Genomic DNA, 21,165 nt, shown 5'->3' on the forward strand with positions numbered 1-21,165 from the left:
TTAAACATAGGTAAAGTAGGAGAGCGGTATTTAATAATTGTTAAGAAGACATGTTTGTATAGTAATAAGAGAAGGGATATATAGATTACTTCTATACAGGAATTATTGATCTAGATTTATATTGTATAATTACTTTTCGTTTAAATAACTGTTACATAATCTGGTTTAAAATAAGAGCTCTCTTTATGTATAGACGTAAAGAGAGCTTTCTGAATAAAACAAGTAATAATCTGGCTTAAATCAATTAGTATATTTTTCTACCAATGAATTTTTGACAAGAAATACGTTATTATGGATAGAAAATAAGCAGTGTAAATACAGCAAATAATACTAAGTGCATAATACCCATGATAGGAGTAGTACGTTTGCCTAAGAAAGTCATTAGACTTAATAATAGGGTGATCACAAATAGAATAGTCTCTGTACTATTCATCCCAAACAATACTGTTTTGCCTGTAATTAATCCAATGATTAGTACAGAAGGCACCGTTAATCCTACTGTAGAAACGAATGCGCCATGGCACAGATTGATAGCGCGTTGAAACTCATTGTTTAATGCTGCTTTTACTGCCGTCATTGACTCTGGGGTGAACACGATGATGGCAACTAACACACCTCCTAATAGAGTAGGGAGGTTAGCGGTTTTAATCCCGTAGTCTACTACTACAGCCATATTATGAGAAAGAAGTACAATAGGTAGTATCATCCCGATTAGGATAATAGAACGTATCCATATCTCTCCTTTATTTCCTGTAGAAGTTTGGTGCTCATCTGTAGATTGAATATCTGCAATGGCTCTATCTTTATATGGAATTTCCATTGACCCTTTTTGAGGTTGTACATAGAGATGTCTATATCCTTTCATCTGAAAGAATAAGAATACAGCATAGAGAATAATAATAAATACAGCCAAGACAATAGCCTGTGTATCAATAAACATCCCTCCACCAGCACCTTGAATGAAGTTAGGTAACATTAACCCGATACCTCCTAGCATAATGATCATTGCTAAGTAAGACATTGTTCCCTGTGCATTATATTCTTGTTCACCATACTTTAGTCCACCTAATAGAATACACAGCCCTATTACTAGATTCATAATGATCATCATTACAGAGAAAATTGAATCCTTTCCAATAGTTGGGTTTTCTCCTGGGCCTAACATTACGGCAGAAATTAAAATTACCTCTATTGATACAATCGAAAGAGTAAGAATCAATGTTCCGAAAGGTTCACCTAATTTATGAGCGAGTTCATCCGCTTCTTTTACAACACCAAAAGCAGCTCCTACTATCGTAAATAGTAAGATCAAGAAAATACTAGTAGCTAATAAAGGGAATAAACTATCTCCAGTAATAGAACTTCCGAATAACATAAATAAGATAACAATAAGCCATACCACAGCTAATCGAATTCTTGTTTTCGTTGGAAAAATACTCGCTAAGGATAACTCTTTGTTTACATTGTCTTGTGTCATAATCAATCTCGTTTTTTAACAGGTCAAAATTATCATCTCTATAAATTTAATAATTTATCATTTGATAAAAAAAAGTAGTTGATATGTTAAACCTAGATCGTATTAGCCAAATACTACAAAGCAATTCTACTTCACATCTCTTTCATTAGTTCTAAAACCATACTTTAGTATGCTTTACTCACTAATTCAGAGCTATTTTGTATAATTACTTTTCGTCTATATGTCTATCGCGAAATTTGGGTTAAAAGTAAAGTGTTTTTAGAGGGGAAGGGTACTGTTTTTTTTGCTATGATGATATAGGTTTGGCTTCTTATAAAGCTTGTATGCTATATTTGTTAGTATCTATAAACTTTTCAAAATACTTTACTACTCATTGCAGATGAATATTTGTTTACTAAAGGGTAAGTTCATAATCAGTCCGTTATTTTGTGCAAAAAACGGACTTACTACGGACTCAAAACGATTCGTTAACCTCGTCAACACATCATTTAAAGACACAATTAGCCATTCTTTCAAAAAAATATCTGAATTAATAAAGTATTTGTTTGCACTATATCTTAATGAATCGATTTATATTGTGATAAATAAGATTATTTTTGTACAAAATGAGATGTAATGACCACCAAACTATTTACTTTCTTTCTATTCCTATTTATAGTTGCTTGTACAGACACTAAGCATTTAGATAATCAGCAATACGATATTTTAATTAATGAGTACTATAAGACAGGTGCTGTTGAGGTAGACGATATTGAAAATATTGTAGAACGCAAGGTGATTGAAAATATTCTTAAGGGATTATCCCATGTAGAGGTAACTGATAGTATTAATGATATTACGACTTCTCTTTTTTTAGAAAGCGTATCTATGGTAGAAAAGTCTTCTAATGTAGCATTGAAGGAATGGGTGTATAGTGAGGTTGGGTTCTATTATTATTCTTATAACTATTATTACGAAGCTTCTCCCTATTTTATCAAGATTGCTAAAACTTTAGAGAATAAAAGCATTGTATTAGATGTACAAGCAAAAAATATTTTGTTGCGTACAGCTTATTTCTTTGAGACCATGAATATGAATGAGAGCGCTATCATTTATTATAAAAAAGCTTTGGAAGAAGGGAAAAAGCAAAAGATAAATAACAGTGCTATTTTATGGGGCTTAGGAGTAGTATATTCTAAAGTAGATAGTCTAGATCAATCCATACATTACTATGAATTGGCAAAAGAAACGTCCTTATCGTATAAAGATACCCTTAGATATGCCAAAAGTTTAGGAGGAATAGCGTCAGTTTATCAAAAACAAGGAGATATAGATAAAGCAGAGTTATACTTGAAAGAGGATATAGCAATTAGCCAACAATTAGGTGAGGAGAGGAATCTAATGTATAGTCAGATACAATTGGGCAAATTATACATAGATCGCAAGCGATATGATCTTGCAGAAGAAGTTTTAAAAAAGTCTTATGAGATTACTAAAACTAAAAGCTATTTAGCTGGCTTTAAAAGAGAAATTATATCTTATTTACTCGATATCGCTAAGGCTCGTGGGATAGATACAGAAGAGCTCTTTTATAGAAGGGAGTTAGATCAAATAGACAGTATGATAGAAGCTAGGGAAGGAGAAGAAGTCATTAATAAAATTAACTGGAATACTAATCTTGAGAGAGTAAACTGGGAGCTAGAGGCGGAAAAAAGTTTCTCAGAAAGAGTGAGATATCAACGACTACTCTTGCTGAGTACCACTGTTCTTCTAACGCTTATCTTGTGTATGGTGTACTTATTTTCTAAACGAATTTTAAAGCTTCAAAAATATGCTTATGAAGGGAAGCTATTGGATTTTCAGTTATCTAAAATAAATTCAGAGAATAAGTTAAAAGAGACGAAAGCATCATTAGCATCTTATCAAGTATACTTGAGTGAAAAAACCGCACAAATAGCAAAATTAGAACATGAGTTAAATAAGGCTTCTCATTCTTCTAGGGAGATCTTCAAGGAAAAGCGTCCTGCTATCGAAGAATTACTTCGTTCTCACCTGATGACAGAGGAGAATTGGGTTTTGTTTAAAGAAACCTTTAAAGAAGAACAAGCAGTTTATTTTAATAAAATTATTACTCAGTTTCCTGACTTGACCGAGTCTAATCTACGCATTGTGTTGTTGCAAAAAATGGAATTAACTAATCAAGAAACTGCAAATATTCTAGGAGTAACTATTGATGCAGTCAAAAAAGCAAAACAGCGATTAAAGAAAAAATATGAAGATGAGTACTTTACTTTATTTAGTAAAGAGTAGTCTAATAGAAGTAAATAAACCACTATGGACTTTCAGTCCATAGTGGTTTATTTGAAAAATATGTACTTTTACTCATCGTGTTTAGAGTTTGTAAGACTAAACTATACTAATTTTTAAAAGCCAGTATGCTGACTTCTTTCTTTTTAATATTTTTATCGGACAACAATGATTAAAAAACAGAAGTAAAGTAGGATTTATTCTTCAGATTTCTGTTGTTTTGCTTTTTGACGTAGAACATATAAGTAAAGGCTCTCGACTTTATCTCTTGCCCAAGGAGTTTTTCGTAAGAATTTTAAAGAAGAGTTAATACTAGGGTCATGAGTGAAGCATCTGATGTTAATCTGATTGCCTAACTCCTTGAATCCATCATAGTATTCTACTAATTCTTCTAGAATATCTACTAATTTCTTTCCGTGTAATGGGTCTTTTGATACTTGCATATATCGTGTATTTTAAACAAAGATAATTGATTCTATATTGATGTTATTAAGGAAGTTATTTATTGCTTATTTATCAATAAACTCTTCTCCCCATTTTAAGAATGCTCGTAGAATAGGTTCTAGCATTTGCCCCTTATGCGTTAAGGTATAATTTACAGTAGGAGGAACAGTAGGAAGAGCATCTCTAGTGATGATATTTGTCTGTTGTAATTTTTTTAGTTCCTTGACTAACATCCGTGTATTAATATTGGGAATTTCTCTTTCTAATTCACTAAATCGTTTAGTCCCATCAAAGAGTGTAAATATGATAGGAATAGACCATTTTCCCCCAACTATTTCTAAAACATCGTGTAGGGTACATTTGTGTTCAACTTTTTCTATTTTATTTTTCGTCATAAGTGATTGGCTATGAGTAATACAGTAATTTATGGTATTACTATACAAAAGTGTTACTACTTGCAAAAGTAAAGTATTGCACTTAGGTTTACAATTAAATTTTAAATCAAAAACATGAGATTCCGATCTATTTGTAAGATGTTGCTTATCTTAAGTAGTTTGTTTTACAGTGTTTCAATTGTTGCTCAACAACAAGATGAAGTGGTTAATAAAGATAGTATAGTAGTTAATCCGCCTGTTAATGTAGAGACATTAATAGGAAGTAGAGGAGTCACTTTTAATATGCTCCTTAACAAGAAGTTTCAAAGTTTACCTAAAATAGGTTTCTTTAGTGTCATAAATTATGTAGGAGAGTGGGGAGAGCCAGATGTAAAGGATAGAATGATTCAAGGACAGTTAACCTATACCGTAATTAAAGGATTAGATGTAACTGCTGGATTTCACTATGATCCAGAGTTTGGAGTTAAACCAGCAGCTGGTTTATTATATACTTGGGTTAAAAAGGATTGGGTTGTTGTTCTTAATGGAAGAGTAGATATTATGTCAAAGCCTGCTTATGAAGGAATGGCTTTAGTAGAATATACTCCTAAGCTTAATGATACTTTTAAACTTTATACAAAAGCACAGGGATTATATGGATATGCAACAGAGTGGAAAGGACATTCTCGAAGTTATATCCAAGGACGAGTAGGATTGAGCTATAAAGAGTTTAGTTTTGGAGTTGCTGCTAATATAGATTTCTATGGTCCTTTAAAAGTGAATGAAAATAGTTTTGGAGGATTTGTAACAATGTTATTATTCTAACTTTTCCTGGTTAAAGTAAGATGTCTTCGTGATATCAGTTATTAGTCTTCTAGAAAATCCCAATTGTAATAATTGGGATTTTTACTTTATTTATTATCCAATTTAAAAGAGTGTAAGTCATTAATTCGGTGATTATTTCTATTTTTTCACATTTTGTAGCTTGTTTAATGTTGTATTAAACAAGAAAATTAAAGATTATTATCAATAATCACGATTTAGTATTTATAATTATTACAACTTCGTTATTTTAGTTTTTAGTATTGATATTTAATGTGTTAGGTGTTGTATTGAAGGATTTCATTCAAATCAAAGAGAGGTATTTATTACCTTTTATTAAAAAAATTATTAAAAAAATGTTTGCACATTAAAATATAATCCTTTCATTTGTACAAGAATAAAAAATCAAAAAATGAGAATAAATAATTTAAATATGGTAATGTGTATGTGTAAATGCTTTTCAAAAGAGGAGTAGTCTATTTGTACGTTGTATTTAAATTAAATCAATATATAGAAGCTCCTTATTTAACGATAAGGGGCTTTTTTTATGCATTTATACTATGTTATCAAAACGATGTAAGTATGCCTTAAAAGCAATGGTGTGTCTAGCAAGAGTATATCAAAATGGACACCTAACTATAGCTACTATAGCAGAAAAAGAAAATATACCAAAGAAGTTTCTAGAGCAAATATTGCTAGAGCTAAAGAGAGTAAAGTTAGTTAATAGTAAAAAAGGACTAGCTGGAGGATATTATTTAATTAAAGACCCTAAGGAGGTATCAGTAGCTGATTTGTATAGAATATTTGATGGGCCTATTGCATTAACACCATGTGTATCTATAAACTATTATGAACCATGTGATGACTGTGAAGATGAAGTAAGTTGTTATCTGAGAAAACAGTTTATGGAAATTAGAGATAAGACAAGAAAGAGCATGTCAGAAGCTACGCTTCAACGATTTATAGACGGAGATTAAAAAAATTTACACCTAAAGACTACTAAAACGATAGAGATTATAGTTTATTGAAAAAAGAATAGTATGAGTTTAAAAAATCAATATGAAAAAATGCTTGAGAGTGGGTTAGAAGCCTTGTCCTTTAAAGAGCAGATGAAGTATTTAAAAGAACATTTTGAATCAATAACGTTTTCAACAAGTTTCAGTTATGAAGATCAAGTTATTACTCACCTTTTAAAAGATGAAGGAAAGGTTTCTTTTTTTACACTGGACACAGGGAGGCTATTTGACCAGACTTACGATACATGGAGTCTCACTCTAGCAAAGTATAAAATTAATATCACAGCTTATTTTCCAGAGAGTAGTCTTATAGCAGAGTTTGTCAATAAGAATGGGCCGGATAGTTTCTACAAGTCTGTAGAGTTGAGAAAGGAGTGTTGTACTATTCGAAAGGTATTGCCTTTGCAGAAAGCTTTAAAGAATCAACAAATATGGATTACAGGTTTAAGAGCAGAACATTCTCCAAATAGACAAAGCTTGACTCCTTTTGAATGGGATGAACACAACCAAATTATCAAGTTTCATCCTCTACTATCTTGGTCTACAGAGGAAGTAATAGCGTTTATAGAGCAAAATCAGATTCCCTATAATCCACTACATAAGCAAGGTTATATCAGTATTGGATGTAGCCCATGTACAAGAGCCATAAGAGAAGGAGAAGATTTTAGGGCAGGTAGATGGTGGTGGGAAGATGCATCAAAAAAAGAATGTGGATTACACTTAAAACAATAGAATAAATAGTATTAACAGACATGATAGAAAACAATTATTTAGAAACTTTAGAACAAGAGGCAATTTATATTTTGAGAGAAACAGCTGCTCAATTTGAGAAACCAGCCTTGTTGTTCTCTGGAGGAAAAGACTCCATTGTCTTGGTTCACCTGGCATTAAAAGCATTTAGACCTGGTAAATTTCCTTTTCCATTAGTTCATATTGATACAGGGCATAATTTTCCTGAGGCCATTGCATTTAGGGATAAGTTAGTCGATCAAATAGGAGAAAAACTAATAGTAGGAAATGTTGAAGATAGTATTAGAAAGTACAAGTTAAAAGAAACACAAGGTCGTTTCCCTTCTAGAAACTCACTACAAGCTTATACTTTATTAGATACCATTCAAGAACATGAGTTTGATGCATGTATAGGTGGGGCGAGGAGAGATGAAGAAAAAGCAAGGGCAAAGGAAAGAATATTCTCTCTAAGAGATGATTTTGGTCAATGGGATCCTAAGCTTCAAAGACCAGAGCTTTGGGATATTGTCAATGGGAATATGCAAGCAGGGCATAATACTAGAGTATTTCCTATTAGTAATTGGACAGAGTTGGATATTTGGAATTACATTAAAGCAAATGATATTGAATTACCTGGATTGTACTTTGCTCATGAACGTGAATGTATTGAGTACAATGATAAATTAATAGCTCTTTCTAGTTTTACTCCAGTTGTTGAAGGGGAGAAAGTTGTTAAATCATCTGTGCGTTATCGCACTGTAGGAGATATGACTTGTACAGCAGCAATAGCTTCTAATGCTATAACAGTAGATGATATTATTGAGGATATAAAAAACTCAAGAATAAGCGAGAGAGGACAGACTAGATTAGATGATTTATTATCTGAATCAGCTATGGAAGACAGAAAGAAGAAAGGATATTTTTAATTGTAGTAAATAAAGTAAAATGGAAACATTAAAATTTATAACAGCAGGGAATGTAGATGACGGTAAAAGTACTTTAATCGGTAGATTACTGTATGATTCTAATAGTATCTCAACAGATCATTTAGGCGTTTTAGCAAGTAAATCAGATATAGGAGAAGAAACGATTGACCTGGCTTTAATTACTGATGGATTAAGAGCAGAACGTGAACAAGGTATTACAATTGATGTAGCATATAAATACTTTTCTACAGTTAATAGAAAGTTTATTATAGCAGATTCTCCTGGACATCAGCAGTATACTAAAAATATGATTACTGCGGCATCTGTATCCGATTTGATTATTCTATTAATTGATATCAGAAAAGGAATTACAGAACAGACCAAACGTCATGCTTCAATCGCTTCTCTGATGGGAATTAAAAAAGTCATTGTAGCAATCAATAAAATTGATTTAGTAGACTATAACGAAGGTATTTATAAGGAGATTAAGTCAGACTTTGAAACATTAAGAAGTCAATTAGCCTTTACAGAAGTTGTTTATATCCCTATTAGTGCTCTACAAGGAGATAATATTGTAAATTCTTCATCACTAACTCCTTGGTATACGGGTAAAACCTTGTTGGAGGTCTTAGAGACCATTCATATAGAAAGTCAATTGAGAAATGAAGCTCGTTTTCAAGTTCAGTTTATTATTAGACCTCAGAGGAAAGAGTATTTAGATTATAGGGGGTATGCAGGATTAGTATTGAGTGGTCAATACAAAGTAGGAGATAGAGTAAGAATACTTCCAAGCAATATTTCTACAACTATTACAAAGTTAGAGAAGAACCTTAGAGAAGTATCTAATGTTATAGCAGGTGATAATGTTATAATGCATTTTGATGCAAATCTGGATATTAGTAGAGGAGATACAATTTATTTAGAAGAACAAAAAGCACCTTTAGTAACAAATAAGCTTACTTCTTGGATAAGTTGGTTAGATACAGAAGATATGCAATTAGGTAAAACGTATATTTTACAACATCGTTTTCACAGTGTTCGAGTTAAAATCAAATCGATAGATAGAAAGTGGGATATAAACACTCTTGAGTTTAACACAGGTGAGGAGGTGAGCTTAAATGATATCGCACAAGTTAGCCTACAAACCAATCAAGCATTAAACTATGATCCTTTTGTAGAAAATTCTAAAACAGGGAATGCTATTCTAGTAGACGAGACCTCTTATAATACTGTAGGGGCTTTAATGTTCTTGTAAACTACCTTTTACAAGTATGAGGGACTACATATATAACAAGACAATAAAGAATAGAGTACCTAATAAAGAGCTATTTGAAACTTGGTTAGATCGATTCTATAATTGGTTGTTTACCAATTATAACTATGAATCGTTTGCTTGTTTTTTAGCTGAAGAACAGACTTTGTGTCTTGAACTGGAAGTGGTATTACAAAGAGTTATTACTAAAGATAAAGCAGGTCTTAAAGCACATTTGTTTTTTAATCAAGTCGGAGCTTTGTATGAATCTCTAGAGTCTGATTTAGAGGGGTATATAAGTTATGATAAGTCTGTTCAGTCTAAATCAGAAATAATAGCTTTTAACTCAGGTTTTTTAGCGATGTATATCTATAGGGTCTCACAGGTATTTATTGATCTAGGGATAACTGTTTTGCCTCAGATAGCTAATCGATATGGATACCGTCTTACAGGAATAGATATTAGTCCATTTGCACAAATAGGTAAACAATTAATACTTATCAATGGTTTAGGAGTTGTGATAGGGAGTACAGTAGTTATAGGAAATAATGTAAGAATACATCAAGGAGTAATCTTAGGAGAGTATAGACAGATATTAGACTTGTGTTTAAAGGAATCTATTGTGATTGAAGATAATGTTGTAATACGAGAAAGAGTCTCTATTACAGGAAATGCCATAACGATTGGTAAAGGATCAAGGATAGGACCAAATCTTCATATACCAAGCTCTATTGAAGCTAATTCCAATGTAGAACTAGATAATCAATATCGTATAAGAATAAATGAAACAATAATAAAGTAACCAAATTAAAAACCAAAGAGAATATAAAATGAAAGTAGAAAGTATTTTAGGAACAATTGGAAATACTCCAATTATAGGATTAAATAGATTCTTTCCAGGATCAAAACAAACTTGGATAAAGCTTGAAAAAACAAATCCAGGAGGAAGTATTAAAGATCGTATTGCCTTGGCGATGATAGAGGACGCTGAGAAACAAGGTTTGTTAAAACCAGGAGGTGTTATTATAGAACCAACATCTGGAAATACAGGAATAGGACTTGCTTTGGTAGGAGCTGTTAAGGGATATGATGTTATTTTAGTTATGCCCGAGTCAATGAGTGTAGAGCGAAGAAAATTGATGGAGATATATGGAGCTAAATTTGAATTAACTCCACGAGAAAAAGGAATGAAAGGAGCTATTGAAAAAGCGGCAGAATTAGTTCAAGAAATTTCGAATGCATGGTCACCAAGACAATTTAACAATCTTGTGAACGTAGATATTCACAGTAGAACAACTGCATTAGAAATTATTCAAGATTTTCCTGAAGGATTAGATTATTTAGTGACAGGAGTCGGAACAGGGGGACATATTACGGGGGTTTCTAAAGTATTAAAAGAGAAATATCCCAATCTGAAAGTGATTGCTGTAGAACCTGATACTTCTGCTGTATTAAGTGGAGAACCTTCTGGGCCACATACTATACAGGGGATTGGAGCAGGCTTTATTCCAGAAATATTAGATTTTAATTTAATAGATAAAGTTGTAAAGATTTCAAAAGAAGAAGCATTTACAGTAGTAAAAGAAGTTGCTAAAAAAGAAGGCTTACTAGTAGGAATCTCTACAGGAGCATCATTGGCAGCTATTACAAAATTATTGCCTTCTATAGAAGATGGTGCTAAGATATTGACATTTAACTATGATAATGGAGAACGCTACTTATCAATAGAGGGGCTATTTTAATTCTGAATTGTGATGAATAGTGGAAAAGTTATACTAGCAGGTGCTGGTCCAGGAGATCCTGAATTAATAAGTCTGAAGGCACTTCGGTATTTAAAAACGGCAGATATAATTCTCATAGATCGATTAGTCTCTCCTGAGCTTATCGAACTGTATGTCAATAAGACGACAAAAGTTATTTACGTAGGTAAACAGTGTTCTAAAGGGATACATACACCACAGCAAGAGATTAATAAGTTAATGGTTTCGTATGCTAAATTAGGAATGACTGTACTTAGACTAAAGGGAGGAGATGTCTCTATATTTTCTAATATTCTTGATGAGTTACGGGTATTAAAAGAAAATGGAATAAAATATGAGATTATCCCAGGCATTTCTGCAGCATTAGGTGCAGCAGCTTATAGTGCTATTCCTTTGACTAGTAGAGGATATAGTCGTGCAGTTCGTTTCTTGACTTTATTTGATACGTTTAGTATTGAACAAGATACTTGGAGAGATTGGGCAAAGACAGAGGATACATTAGTATTCTATATGAGTGGACAAAAGCTGAAGTTTTTAGTACAAGCCTTGCTATCACAAGGGATAGCGTCAGAGAAAGGAATTGCTATTATTCAACAGGCAAGTACTATCTATCAAAAGACAACAGTGTATTCTTTTAAAGATATTATAGAAAAAGAGCTGATTGCCTTTGAGTATGTACCAACTTTATTTATTGTGGGTAAAGTAGTTGAACTACATGAGCAATTTGCTTGGAAAGAAGAAATAAAAGAAGGAGAATACTATTCTTATTTTGATAATCATATAAAAGAGTTTCAATATGCAATTTGATCAAAAAATAACAAGTTTACAGAAGCAGGTTGAAAACTATTCGCGAGAAGAACTAATCTGGTTTAATGGTTACCTCTCGGGTTTGTTAGCCCAAAATGAGATACAGCCAAGTAATCCAATTGCTGTTAATCAAAGTTCTAAAGTATCAGTGAAGCCACTTATTCTTTATGGAAGTGAAACAGGAAATAGTAAGAAAGTAGCACTAGAACTTCTAAAGCTTTGCAAACAGAATAAGTTACAAGCTAAGAGTTTAGACTTAGCTACATATAAAGTTGAAGATTTGAGTAAAGAAGATTTTATCATTCTTATTTGTAGTACACAAGGTGAAGGAGAACCACCTCTTTCTGCTCAGAAATTCTTCGATTCCTTATCTAAAGTAAAACTTGAATTAAGTGGTGTAAGTTATTGTTTATTAGCGTTAGGAGATTCTTCTTATCCTCTTTTTTGTAAAGCAGGAGAAGATCTAGATAAATTATTACTTCAACAAGGAGCGCAATCTATTTTACCGCTAAAAAAGTTAGATGTAGATTATAAAGAATATACTGCTACGTGGTTTAAAACAGTCTTAGATACTATAGAGAAATCTAGAGGGAGTATTGTAGAAGAAGGAAATCATAAAGATATTAATGCACAGATTACAGTAGAAAAACCTAATGTAAAAAAGGAGTATCAAGGGGTAGTTAGTCACAGTGTATTATTGAACGATAGAGAGTCTAATAAACAAACCTATCACCTAGAAATTCGCAGTGATATAGCTATAGACTATCAGCCAGGAGATGCCATAGGGGTTTACCCTCCCAATAAGCTAGGTACAATGATAAGTATAGCTAAGTTATTGGGTGAAGAGAGTAGATATGAAGAGTTAGAGGGATTGAGCATTACAGGGCTTACAAAAGGCGTACTAAATAAATTATCACCTTATTTAGGAGTAGATATTATTGAAGATAAGATTGACTTATTGGATCTTTTAGAAACCTATAGTAATAGAAAACCAATAGAACTAGATGGGATAAAAGCGATTCTACAGCCGATTGCGCCAAGGCTTTATTCTATTTCGTCTTCTAATTTAGCTCATGAGGATGAAGTACATTTAACTGTTGCCTTAGATCAGTTCTTGGTAGGAGAAGAAAATAAACAAGGATTGTGTTCTTCTTATTTTTCTGAATTAGAGGTTGGACAGGAACTCTCATTCTATATTCATAGGAATAGTGAGTTTTATTTACCTGATTCTGATAAGGATATTATTATGATAGGACCAGGAACAGGTATTGCACCATTCAGAGGTTTTATTGAACATAGAGATACAAGTGGAGCAGAAGGACGCAATTGGTTATTCTTTGGCGAACAGCACTTTGTATGTGATTTTTATTATCAGACAGAAATACAACAATGGTTAGAAAGTGGTGTTTTAACAAACCTAGATACTGCTTTCTCTAGAGATCAAAAGCATAAAATATATGTTCAGGATAGGCTAAGAGAAAGAGCTAGTGAAGTGTGGAACTGGATAGAATCAGGTGCTATAATTTATGTTTGTGGGCAGAAGTCTCCTATGAGTGAAGATGTTGAACGTGTGCTTGTTGAAATCATTATGGAGCAACAAAACACTTCTTTTAAAGCGGCTGAAGAGTATTTAGAAGAAATGTTTTTAAGTGGACAATATAGAAAAGATGTGTATTAAAAAAAGACAGAATGAATCAAGATAAACTATCTCCTATAGAAGGGATAAAAGAAAAAAGCGACGGCTTACGAGGTACGTTAGCACAGAGCTTAAAAGATAATTATACAGGGAATGTAAGGCCTGATGATGAAGCTTTAATTAAGTTTCATGGAATGTATGTCCAAGACGATAGAGATAGGCGACAAGAGAGAGCAGAAAAGAAACTAGATAAGCTGTATTCTTTCATGATTAGACTTCGCATACCAGGAGGAGTAATCTCTGCGAAGCAATGGCAGGCTATACATGAAATATCAGAACTATATGGTACAGGTGTATTAAAGATAACAACTAGACAAACTATACAGTTACATGGATTATTAAAGCACCAATTAAGTGATACAATACAAGGTTTTCTTCTTGCTAAACTAGATGCTATTGCTGCATGTGGTGATGTCAATAGAAATGTAATCTGTAGTTCTCATCCACAAGTTTCACCTGTTTTTGAGCAAATTCATAACTATGCAGATAAGATATCTAAAATGCTTTTACCTAAGACACAGTCTTATTATGAACTATGGATAGATAACGAAAAAATTTATGATCGATCTATTGAAGCTGATCCTTTATATCAGGACAAGTACCTTCCAAGGAAATTTAAAATAGCCATTGCAATTCCACCAACCAATGATGTAGATGTATTTGCTAATGATATTGGGCTTATTGCTATTGTAGAAGATGATAAACTGATCGGATTTAACATTGCTATAGGAGGTGGATTATCTACAACACATGGCAATGAGCAAACCTATTCAAGACTTGCTACTGTTATAGGGTTTTCTGACAATGAAGAAGATACGATGAAGTTGATTTATGAAGTATTGACTATACAACGAGATTATGGAAATCGTTCAGATAGAAAGCTTGCTCGTCTAAAATATACTCTTGACAGATTAGGAGTAGAGAACTTTGTCAAAGAACTAGAACATAGAGCAGGAGTAAAGCTTCAACCAGCTAGAGCGTATGAATTTACAGAGCGTAATGATAGATATGGATGGCAGCAAGCTCATGAAGGTAAATGGTATTACACCTTATTTGTTGAAAATGGTGTAGTACAAACTTATCAAAAGGAGTTCTTGTATAATTTATCTAAACTAACTGTATCTGATTTTAAATTTACTTGTAATCAGAACTTAATACTTGGAGAAATTGAAGAAGAAGACAAATGGTTAGTAGAGAAGCTATTGGTGGAACACGCAATAGAATTGAGAAATTCAAAACTAAGAGAGAGTTCTATCTCATGTGTGGCATTGCCAACTTGTCCATTAGCTTTAGCTGAGGCACAGCGTTATTTACCTGAGTTAATATCTAAAGTAGAGCCATTACTAGCTAAACATAATTTAGGTGAAGAAGAGATTAGTATTCGAATGACAGGATGTCCTAATGGTTGTGGTCGTTCATATTTAGCAGAGATAGGCTTTGTAGGCACTGGTCCACAAGAGTATAATCTTATGCTAGGAGGAGACCGATATGGAACTCGATTAAATCAACTATACAAGAAAAAGATAAAAGAAGAAGAGATCTTATCACATTTAGATAATTTATTCGGCCAATACAAAGAAGAAGCTTTAGCTAAAGAAACTTTTGGAGACTTTACGTATAGAAAATTCTTTGCTTAAAAAATAAACTAAAACTACCACCACAAAACAATTATTCAATGAAAGTCTGTTGCATTTTTATTACTTCTTTCCTGTTCTAAGGAACTATAAGAGCTACTTTATCTCAGAGTAGTTTAATCACTATTAAACATTGTAAAACAAATTGTAGATCAATCTGCCAGATTGGTCCTGAGGGACTTATCTCTCTTTTTTTATTCTTTAAGTATATGATTTTATAGTTAAAGGGTTGTAATATAATAGATTATGAAAAACACATTATTCCCAATATTTCTAAAAACGACTCATTCCAATTTTTTAATTGTAGGAGGAGGTAATGTTGGTTTAGAGAAAACTAAAACATTGCTAAATCAAAATGAACTAACTCATATTACGGTTGTTTCTATTGATTTTAAACCTGAATTCTTTGAATTACAAACCACTCATGATAATCTAATATTGAAACATAGAAGCTTTTTAATAGAAGATTTGTATCAAATGGACTTAGTAGTAATAGCGACAAATAATACTGTCTTAAATCAAGAAATAAAAGCTTTAGCCAATAGTAAAGGATTATTAGTTAATGCGGCTGATCAGCCAGACTTATGCGATTTTTATCTTGGGTCTATCGTAACCAAAGGACAACTAAAGATAGCAATATCTACTAATGGTCAATCACCTGTATTGGCTCGTAGAATGAGAGAGTATTTAGAAGAAGAAGTGCCTGATAATGTAAGCGATAGTATAGAACATTTAAATCAGTATAGAGCACGTCACAAAGGGAATCTAAGAGAAAAGCTCAATAGTTTAAATCAAGTAACATCCGTTATGACCAATCGTAATTATGAGAGAAAACAACTTTTTTCTAAAATCTTTAGACTCACTAATCTTGTGTTAGTTTTTGTATTGGGATATGCTTTATCTAATGTTATTACCTTTCATGATATTCAAGCTGGCTTAGCGAGTATGCCTTCAGAGTTTTACTATGTTTTCATTATTGGATTTCTAGCACAGATGGTTGATGGGGCATTAGGATTGGGATATGGAATGACTTCAGCCTCAGCTATGATGGCTATGGGACTAAGTCTTCCCACTATATCAGGGAGTATTCATACTGCAGAGATGTTTTCTAGTGCAGTATCTGGATACACACACTACAAGTTTAAAAATGTAAATAAGAAGTTATTATTGTGGTTGAGCATTCCTGGAGTAGTAGGGGCTATTTTAGGTTCTTTATTTGTGATCTATATTGGTAGTGAGTATGAGTATATCGCTTATCCATTTGTAGCATTATACTTAATGATTATTGCTATTAGATTAATTAGTTTAGCACTAAGAAACTCAGTAATCAGAAAGAAAGTCAAATACGTTGGTTTTCTGGGTTTTTCAGGAGGTTTCTTTGATGCTTTTGGAGGAGGAGGTTGGGGGCCTATAGTTACTTCTACACTTCTAACTAAAGGAAGACCTACTAGATATGTCGTAGGGACAGTATCCTTAGCGGAGTTCTTTGTAACTTTTGCTGCTTCTATGGTTTTCTTTTCGAAATTGGGATTTGGTTATTGGTATATCTTCTTAGGCTTAGCCTTAGGAGGGGTATTTGCAGCTCCTTTAGCAGCAAGATTAGCTGGTAGAATGCCTAAACGTATCTCTTATATCTGTGTAGGATTATTGGTTTTTGTAGCTAGTTTAAGAATAGTCATTAAGTTTACATAGGATTAGTAAGAAAGAAAAATAGACTTGTCGGTTTTATACAATTTTACTTCTAACTCCTAGTCTAGTTTTGCACTAGAATATTAAATAATAAAACTATGCAAGACATTCAAAAAGTAGTTAGAACTACTCCAACAACTTTATCAAGACCCGTAGGAAATTATTCACATATCACTATTGTACCTAAGAATGCGACTATTTATACTTTCTCTGGACAGATAGGTACTGACGGTAATGGTGTGATACCAATGGACTTTAATCAACAAGTAGACAATACGTTTAGCAATATTGCTGCCTTATTAGAAAGCCAAAATCTAACAGAGGTTGATATTATAAAAGTTAATATTTGGGCAACTAAAGAGATTGACTGGGATTATTTTGATAGCGTATGGAAGGAGTTCTTTAAAAGTGGAAATCCTTCTATGACTATAGCTTATATCTCAGCTTTAGGGCTTCCAGAGATTGATTTAGAGATCGAGATTTGGGCGGCTAAGGTCTAATCTATTAGAAGAAATAGATAAAGTGCTTCGAATAATCCATCTCTTTCTTTTGAATATCCATTTTTCATTTGACCATAAAAGGGGTTCTTTACAAAAATAAAATTTATGAGTCAATTAGATGCAAAGCAATTCCCTATAGTAAAAGTAATTATTCAATCTGTCAATGAAGGACATGATCAAGATCAGTATTTTAATGATTATGAAGCATTACTAAAAACAGGTAAAAAATTTGTTATGATTAATGAGGTGAGCGCACCTGATGTAAAGGACACTAAGAGTAATAAGGATCACATGAAGAAGATGAACCTGTGGATGAAAAAGAATAGAGAGGAACTACGCAATAATGTATTAGCCATGATACAGGTAGAACCTAATGAAGAAAAACGCCAAGTAGCAATAGACTTTAAAGAGATCTTCTTTAAGTATTGGGGGCATGAACTTTTTGTAGTTTCTACTGCAGAAGAGGCATTAGTATTAGCAAATGAAAAATTACTAATAGTAAATAAGTAACAATTAGATTTAATATCTAATAAGTTATTTTAGGTTGTTTTTATAGTCCATAAAAAATCCTACAGACACTAGCGTTTGTAGGATTTTTTGGTTTATAAAAGTGACAATAACCTTTAAAAGGTTATTTAAAACTAGTTTCCAAAGTACTTTTAAAAACTTGAATTTCTTTCTTCGTAGTTACAGAAATAAGCTTGTATAAGTCCTCAGATATAAACTTATTTTTCTCTATAATATCTTTGATAATGTACTCTTCATTGGTTTCTATATCGACTACTTTGTCTTTAACTTTCATGTGTTCTCTTTTAGTTTGAAAGCAAAATTAAGAAGAAAAGAAGAGTATTGCTCTTCTTTTTTTAGCTAAATAGACAATAAAAATCACCTTTAAAAGAAAGAAATAAACTATAAATTACTCTTTAAGGCGACTAGTGTTCTAAATTAAATTTAAAAGAAATAATTTACTTTTTAGTATTCAATAAAGAGATAAGGGTTAGCTTGTTAGTTAAACAAGTTAGCCCTTATTTGTTTTTCCTATAACTAATACTACTCTGATTGTCTCTAATTGTAAATAGGTTCTTACTCTGTCAGCATTAAGTCTGTAACGACTCCGTTTAATATGCTATTTTAACGGACTCACTACGGACTTAACACGACTAAAACTTTTTAAAAGATTATAAACTTTTAGTCATACAGTGTTGAGGGCCTTTAATCCCTTGATATGTTTTACCTGAATCTTCATAGCCCGTTTTTAAGTATAGATTATAAGCGAGAGCGTTCGCATAGTTAACCCCAAAGACTATTTCATTTACAGTAGGATAATATTCTCTTACTAAGTCAGGTAATAGAAGCATAGTAACTTTAGCTATTCCTTTGCCCTGTTGATTAGGCATGATAGATAATGCGCGTAGTAAAATAGAATCTTTATTATCTGTATAAATCAAACGATCATCAGAAAGATCTAATGAAAATAGGCCTACTGGAGTATTTTCAGATAAGATACAATATTGAGTACGCATTGTACTCTCCATAATATCAGGATTAGTCAGCATATACTTTGGCACAAGAGCAAACGTAGCTTGCTGTTCATCTAATTCATAAGAAGTTAGTTCATCAAAGTATTTAGGATCATAAGGTTGTATCGTTATCATATTCAGGTCAATTTAAACCAAGCAATTTAGAATAATATTTCTGTTTTTTCTATTGTTAGTTTAGAAGGAAAATGTTTTCTTTATGAGTATATAAGAATATACATGAGAAAGTATTTATAGTAGTCTGCTTTTTTTTGAATAATGCTATTTTTAGCCAAGAACAATTAATGGATAGTATTATATTGAAATAACTATTCAACTTTTAATATAGGAGCTGAGAAAGAGTCTTTTAAAGGACAAGGTTGGGATGCTTTAGTAACGGAAATGAGCAAAGCTAATTCTGTATTGATTGGGGAAACTCACTTTACAAATGAGGTACCTTATTTTGTAAATGCTGTAATTGATGCAGTTAAATTTGATAACTACTTTCAAGAAATAGATCCTTATTCAAATGGTATTATCGAAAATAAGATTAAGACATTATCTCCAAAGAAACTTGAGCAATTTGTTAAGGAGTACAGTTCTACTTTTTCATTTTTAGAGAGAAAAAAGGACTTTTATCTCTATAAGAAAATTGTTGAGAAAGGGATAAGAACATATGGTTTAGAACAAATCTATCTAGATGCGGATAGGTTGATTATCTCTCATCTAAAAGAGCAGACAAAGAATAAAGAGACTGCTAAATTTTTTTCTCAAATGTTAGATACATCAAATAAATTAGCTTTAGAAGAGGATACCTATCTATTTTCAGAATATTTTATAGAAAAGAGTAATCTATTGCTTAGTACTAAAATATCTGCTAAAGAACGAGAATACCTAGAAGCAATGAAGTTGAGTAGAGAGATTTATTTAGGAGATAAACATCACTTAAGAATACAAGTAATGAAACATCTATTACTAGAAGATCTTCCACATTGGTCAAGTAAGAAAAACCTTTTTAAGTTTGGAGCAGTTCATACTCCTAAAGGAGAAATTTTGATGGAAATATATGATATAGGTAATCTAGTATCTAATATAGAAGATGCTAACTTTAGAACATCTCTACACATAATGCTGATAGGAAAGACTGAAGCTGAAACTATGGATGATCTTAAATTATACAGTTCTTTCTTAGGTGTTGTAACTACTAATGATTGGTATTGTTTTGATCTTAAACCTTTACAAAAAGCAATTTCTCAAGGTACATTAAAAATAGAGGATCAGACTTTACTGAGAATTGTAAAAGGGAATGATTTTTTAATCTATATTCCTGAGTTGACGGAGAGTGAAAAATTCTTATAAATTACTTTGATATAAAAGAGGATATTAAAGGTCTAAAATATAGTATCTTTGATGTAATAATAAGATTTAGTTATGCACTATCAAGAGATCCTCCCAATATTGCCCTTACGAGATTATGTCCGTTATTTTTGGGTATTAGAGAACTCAAATGATAAGGCAGAAAAACAAACTTTTAAGATACTTCCTGATGGTATACCTACCTTAATCTATCAAGATAGGCCTAACTTATTTTTAGATCAATATCATCAAGTAGCTCCACAACTCTATGTCTATGGACAGTTTAGTCAGTTTACAGATCAGAGTGTAGAGGGGAGTTTCAGGATAATCGGAGCATATCTAGAACCTACGGCTTTAAAGACGTTATTTAAATATGATGCTATTGAGTTTAGTAATAAGAATATAGCCTTAGAAGACATTGTCCCTAATACGCTTTTAGAACAACTAGTACACGCCGATACTATTGAGGAGAAGATAGGTTTATTATCTTCTTTTCTATTGGAGCAGATTCAGTATAATAGGTTTGAGAATAAAAAGGTAGATTATATCTCTCTATTATTACAAAAGGGGAGATCATTAAAAGAAATACAAGATGAAATAAATACTTCTGAGAGAACATTAGAACGACTTGTAAAACAACATATAGGGATGTCTCCTAAGTTGTTTTCAAGAATTATGCGATTTCAGTCTAGCCTTGATTTGTTAAGAGAGAGTAGGTTTAAGAACTTAACGACACTTTCTTATCAGAGTGATTATTATGATCAAGCTCATTATATCAGAGAGTTTAAAGAGTTTACAGGAGTTAGCCCAAAAGAGTTTGTGAAATCCTCTGATGAACAGCTGATTAACTTTCCTCTATTTAAATCAGAGGAATAAATGC

21 protein-coding genes are annotated in these 21,165 nt (G+C 32.2%); 16 read left to right on the forward strand and 5 right to left on the reverse strand.

Features of this window, described 5'->3' with window-relative positions:
- Positions 1-289: 289 nt before the first annotated feature.
- Positions 290-1,477, reverse strand: coding sequence for a calcium:proton antiporter (locus HX049_RS12400; protein ID WP_286416171.1), 1,188 nt, complete (start codon positions 1,475-1,477; stop codon positions 290-292).
- Between the two features lie 615 nt (positions 1,478-2,092).
- Here HX049_RS12400 and HX049_RS12405 point away from each other — a divergent pair.
- Positions 2,093-3,766 (forward strand): tetratricopeptide repeat protein, encoded by a 1,674-nt coding sequence (locus HX049_RS12405; RefSeq protein ID WP_286416173.1) that lies wholly within the window; start codon positions 2,093-2,095, stop codon positions 3,764-3,766.
- 194 nt (positions 3,767-3,960) lie between these two features.
- Here the strand turns inward: HX049_RS12405 and HX049_RS12410 are convergent, their stop codons facing one another.
- Entirely contained in the window at positions 3,961-4,206 is a 246-nt protein-coding gene (locus HX049_RS12410; RefSeq protein WP_286416175.1) for a VF530 family protein, read from the reverse strand.
- Between the two features lie 66 nt (positions 4,207-4,272).
- Complete coding sequence (locus HX049_RS12415; protein WP_006260390.1) at positions 4,273-4,602, reverse strand: winged helix-turn-helix transcriptional regulator; 330 nt, start codon at positions 4,600-4,602, stop codon at positions 4,273-4,275.
- Positions 4,603-4,716: 114 nt separating this feature from the next.
- Here HX049_RS12415 and HX049_RS12420 point away from each other — a divergent pair, with 114 nt between their 5' ends.
- The 13 genes from HX049_RS12420 to HX049_RS12480 all read left to right on the forward strand — a co-directional run bounded on the left by HX049_RS12420 (position 4,717) and on the right by HX049_RS12480 (position 17,922).
- Complete coding sequence (locus tag HX049_RS12420; protein WP_286416177.1) at positions 4,717-5,406, forward strand: hypothetical protein; 690 nt, start codon at positions 4,717-4,719, stop codon at positions 5,404-5,406.
- A 557-nt stretch (positions 5,407-5,963) separates the two neighbouring features.
- On the forward strand, positions 5,964-6,380 hold the full coding sequence (locus HX049_RS12425) for an RrF2 family transcriptional regulator (protein WP_073144814.1): 417 nt from the start codon (positions 5,964-5,966) through the stop codon (positions 6,378-6,380).
- A 63-nt stretch (positions 6,381-6,443) separates the two neighbouring features.
- Positions 6,444-7,151, forward strand: a complete 708-nt coding sequence (locus tag HX049_RS12430) for a phosphoadenylyl-sulfate reductase (RefSeq protein WP_286416179.1) — start codon at positions 6,444-6,446, stop codon at positions 7,149-7,151.
- A gap of 20 nt (positions 7,152-7,171) precedes the next feature.
- A complete protein-coding gene (cysD, locus tag HX049_RS12435) occupies positions 7,172-8,074 on the forward strand; it encodes a sulfate adenylyltransferase subunit CysD (protein ID WP_286416181.1) in 903 nt (300 codons plus the stop codon).
- Between the two features lie 19 nt (positions 8,075-8,093).
- Entirely contained in the window at positions 8,094-9,329 is a 1,236-nt protein-coding gene (locus tag HX049_RS12440; RefSeq protein ID WP_286416183.1) for a sulfate adenylyltransferase subunit 1, read from the forward strand.
- A gap of 16 nt (positions 9,330-9,345) precedes the next feature.
- A complete protein-coding gene (locus HX049_RS12445; RefSeq protein ID WP_286416185.1) occupies positions 9,346-10,128 on the forward strand; it encodes a serine O-acetyltransferase in 783 nt (260 codons plus the stop codon).
- Between the two features lie 28 nt (positions 10,129-10,156).
- A complete protein-coding gene (gene cysK, locus HX049_RS12450) occupies positions 10,157-11,068 on the forward strand; it encodes a cysteine synthase A (protein ID WP_286416186.1) in 912 nt (303 codons plus the stop codon).
- Positions 11,069-11,080: 12 nt separating this feature from the next.
- A complete protein-coding gene (gene cobA, locus HX049_RS12455) occupies positions 11,081-11,893 on the forward strand; it encodes a uroporphyrinogen-III C-methyltransferase (protein WP_286416188.1) in 813 nt (270 codons plus the stop codon).
- Positions 11,883-13,571, forward strand: coding sequence for a diflavin oxidoreductase (locus tag HX049_RS12460; protein WP_286416190.1), 1,689 nt, complete (start codon positions 11,883-11,885; stop codon positions 13,569-13,571). The genes cobA and HX049_RS12460 overlap by 11 nt, the downstream gene beginning before the upstream one ends.
- 11 nt (positions 13,572-13,582) lie before the next feature.
- Positions 13,583-15,226 carry an NADPH-dependent assimilatory sulfite reductase hemoprotein subunit gene (locus HX049_RS12465; RefSeq protein ID WP_286416192.1) on the forward strand — a complete coding sequence of 548 codons (1,644 nt, stop codon included), beginning with the start codon at positions 13,583-13,585 and terminating at the stop codon, positions 15,224-15,226.
- A gap of 243 nt (positions 15,227-15,469) precedes the next feature.
- Complete coding sequence (locus HX049_RS12470) at positions 15,470-16,915, forward strand: TSUP family transporter (protein WP_286416194.1); 1,446 nt, start codon at positions 15,470-15,472, stop codon at positions 16,913-16,915.
- Positions 16,916-17,010: 95 nt separating this feature from the next.
- Positions 17,011-17,412, forward strand: coding sequence for a RidA family protein (locus HX049_RS12475; RefSeq protein WP_286416195.1), 402 nt, complete (start codon positions 17,011-17,013; stop codon positions 17,410-17,412).
- 105 nt (positions 17,413-17,517) lie between these two features.
- On the forward strand, positions 17,518-17,922 hold the full coding sequence (locus HX049_RS12480) for a hypothetical protein (RefSeq protein ID WP_041891895.1): 405 nt from the start codon (positions 17,518-17,520) through the stop codon (positions 17,920-17,922).
- Positions 17,923-18,043: 121 nt separating this feature from the next.
- Here HX049_RS12480 and HX049_RS12485 read toward each other — a convergent pair whose 3' ends face one another.
- Entirely contained in the window at positions 18,044-18,214 is a 171-nt protein-coding gene (locus tag HX049_RS12485) for a hypothetical protein (protein WP_286416198.1), read from the reverse strand.
- A gap of 376 nt (positions 18,215-18,590) precedes the next feature.
- The gene (locus HX049_RS12490; protein ID WP_286416201.1) at positions 18,591-19,067 is read right to left on the reverse strand and encodes a GNAT family N-acetyltransferase; all 477 of its coding nucleotides are present in this window, start codon (positions 19,065-19,067) and stop codon (positions 18,591-18,593) included.
- Positions 19,068-19,331: 264 nt separating this feature from the next.
- Here HX049_RS12490 and HX049_RS12495 point away from each other — a divergent pair, with 264 nt between their 5' ends.
- Complete coding sequence (locus tag HX049_RS12495; protein ID WP_286416202.1) at positions 19,332-20,288, forward strand: hypothetical protein; 957 nt, start codon at positions 19,332-19,334, stop codon at positions 20,286-20,288.
- A 72-nt stretch (positions 20,289-20,360) separates the two neighbouring features.
- Positions 20,361-21,161, forward strand: coding sequence for a helix-turn-helix domain-containing protein (locus tag HX049_RS12500; protein ID WP_286416203.1), 801 nt, complete (start codon positions 20,361-20,363; stop codon positions 21,159-21,161).
- The last annotated feature ends 4 nt before the right edge of the window (positions 21,162-21,165 follow it).

Origin of the sequence: Myroides odoratimimus, from assembly GCF_030326305.1 — a bacterium.
In the GTDB taxonomy this organism is placed as follows: domain Bacteria; phylum Bacteroidota; class Bacteroidia; order Flavobacteriales; family Flavobacteriaceae; genus Flavobacterium; species Flavobacterium odoratimimum_A.

Bases quoted from the DNA above. Each gene is read 5' to 3' on its own strand.
- HX049_RS12400 (WP_286416171.1), bottom strand. From the start codon at position 1,477: ATGACACAAGACAATGTAAACAAAGAGTTATCCTTAGCGAGTATTTTT.
- HX049_RS12405 (WP_286416173.1), top strand. From the start codon at position 2,093: ATGACCACCAAACTATTTACTTTCTTTCTATTCCTATTTATAGTTGCT.
- HX049_RS12410 (WP_286416175.1), bottom strand. From the start codon at position 4,206: ATGCAAGTATCAAAAGACCCATTACACGGAAAGAAATTAGTAGATATT.
- HX049_RS12415 (WP_006260390.1), bottom strand. From the start codon at position 4,602: ATGACGAAAAATAAAATAGAAAAAGTTGAACACAAATGTACCCTACAC.
- HX049_RS12420 (WP_286416177.1), top strand. From the start codon at position 4,717: ATGAGATTCCGATCTATTTGTAAGATGTTGCTTATCTTAAGTAGTTTG.
- HX049_RS12425 (WP_073144814.1), top strand. From the start codon at position 5,964: ATGTTATCAAAACGATGTAAGTATGCCTTAAAAGCAATGGTGTGTCTA.
- HX049_RS12430 (WP_286416179.1), top strand. From the start codon at position 6,444: ATGAGTTTAAAAAATCAATATGAAAAAATGCTTGAGAGTGGGTTAGAA.
- cysD (WP_286416181.1), top strand. From the start codon at position 7,172: ATGATAGAAAACAATTATTTAGAAACTTTAGAACAAGAGGCAATTTAT.
- HX049_RS12440 (WP_286416183.1), top strand. From the start codon at position 8,094: ATGGAAACATTAAAATTTATAACAGCAGGGAATGTAGATGACGGTAAA.
- HX049_RS12445 (WP_286416185.1), top strand. From the start codon at position 9,346: ATGAGGGACTACATATATAACAAGACAATAAAGAATAGAGTACCTAAT.
- cysK (WP_286416186.1), top strand. From the start codon at position 10,157: ATGAAAGTAGAAAGTATTTTAGGAACAATTGGAAATACTCCAATTATA.
- cobA (WP_286416188.1), top strand. From the start codon at position 11,081: ATGAATAGTGGAAAAGTTATACTAGCAGGTGCTGGTCCAGGAGATCCT.
- HX049_RS12460 (WP_286416190.1), top strand. From the start codon at position 11,883: ATGCAATTTGATCAAAAAATAACAAGTTTACAGAAGCAGGTTGAAAAC.
- HX049_RS12465 (WP_286416192.1), top strand. From the start codon at position 13,583: ATGAATCAAGATAAACTATCTCCTATAGAAGGGATAAAAGAAAAAAGC.
- HX049_RS12470 (WP_286416194.1), top strand. From the start codon at position 15,470: ATGAAAAACACATTATTCCCAATATTTCTAAAAACGACTCATTCCAAT.
- HX049_RS12475 (WP_286416195.1), top strand. From the start codon at position 17,011: ATGCAAGACATTCAAAAAGTAGTTAGAACTACTCCAACAACTTTATCA.
- HX049_RS12480 (WP_041891895.1), top strand. From the start codon at position 17,518: ATGAGTCAATTAGATGCAAAGCAATTCCCTATAGTAAAAGTAATTATT.
- HX049_RS12485 (WP_286416198.1), bottom strand. From the start codon at position 18,214: ATGAAAGTTAAAGACAAAGTAGTCGATATAGAAACCAATGAAGAGTAC.
- HX049_RS12490 (WP_286416201.1), bottom strand. From the start codon at position 19,067: ATGATAACGATACAACCTTATGATCCTAAATACTTTGATGAACTAACT.
- HX049_RS12495 (WP_286416202.1), top strand. From the start codon at position 19,332: ATGAGCAAAGCTAATTCTGTATTGATTGGGGAAACTCACTTTACAAAT.
- HX049_RS12500 (WP_286416203.1), top strand. From the start codon at position 20,361: ATGCACTATCAAGAGATCCTCCCAATATTGCCCTTACGAGATTATGTC.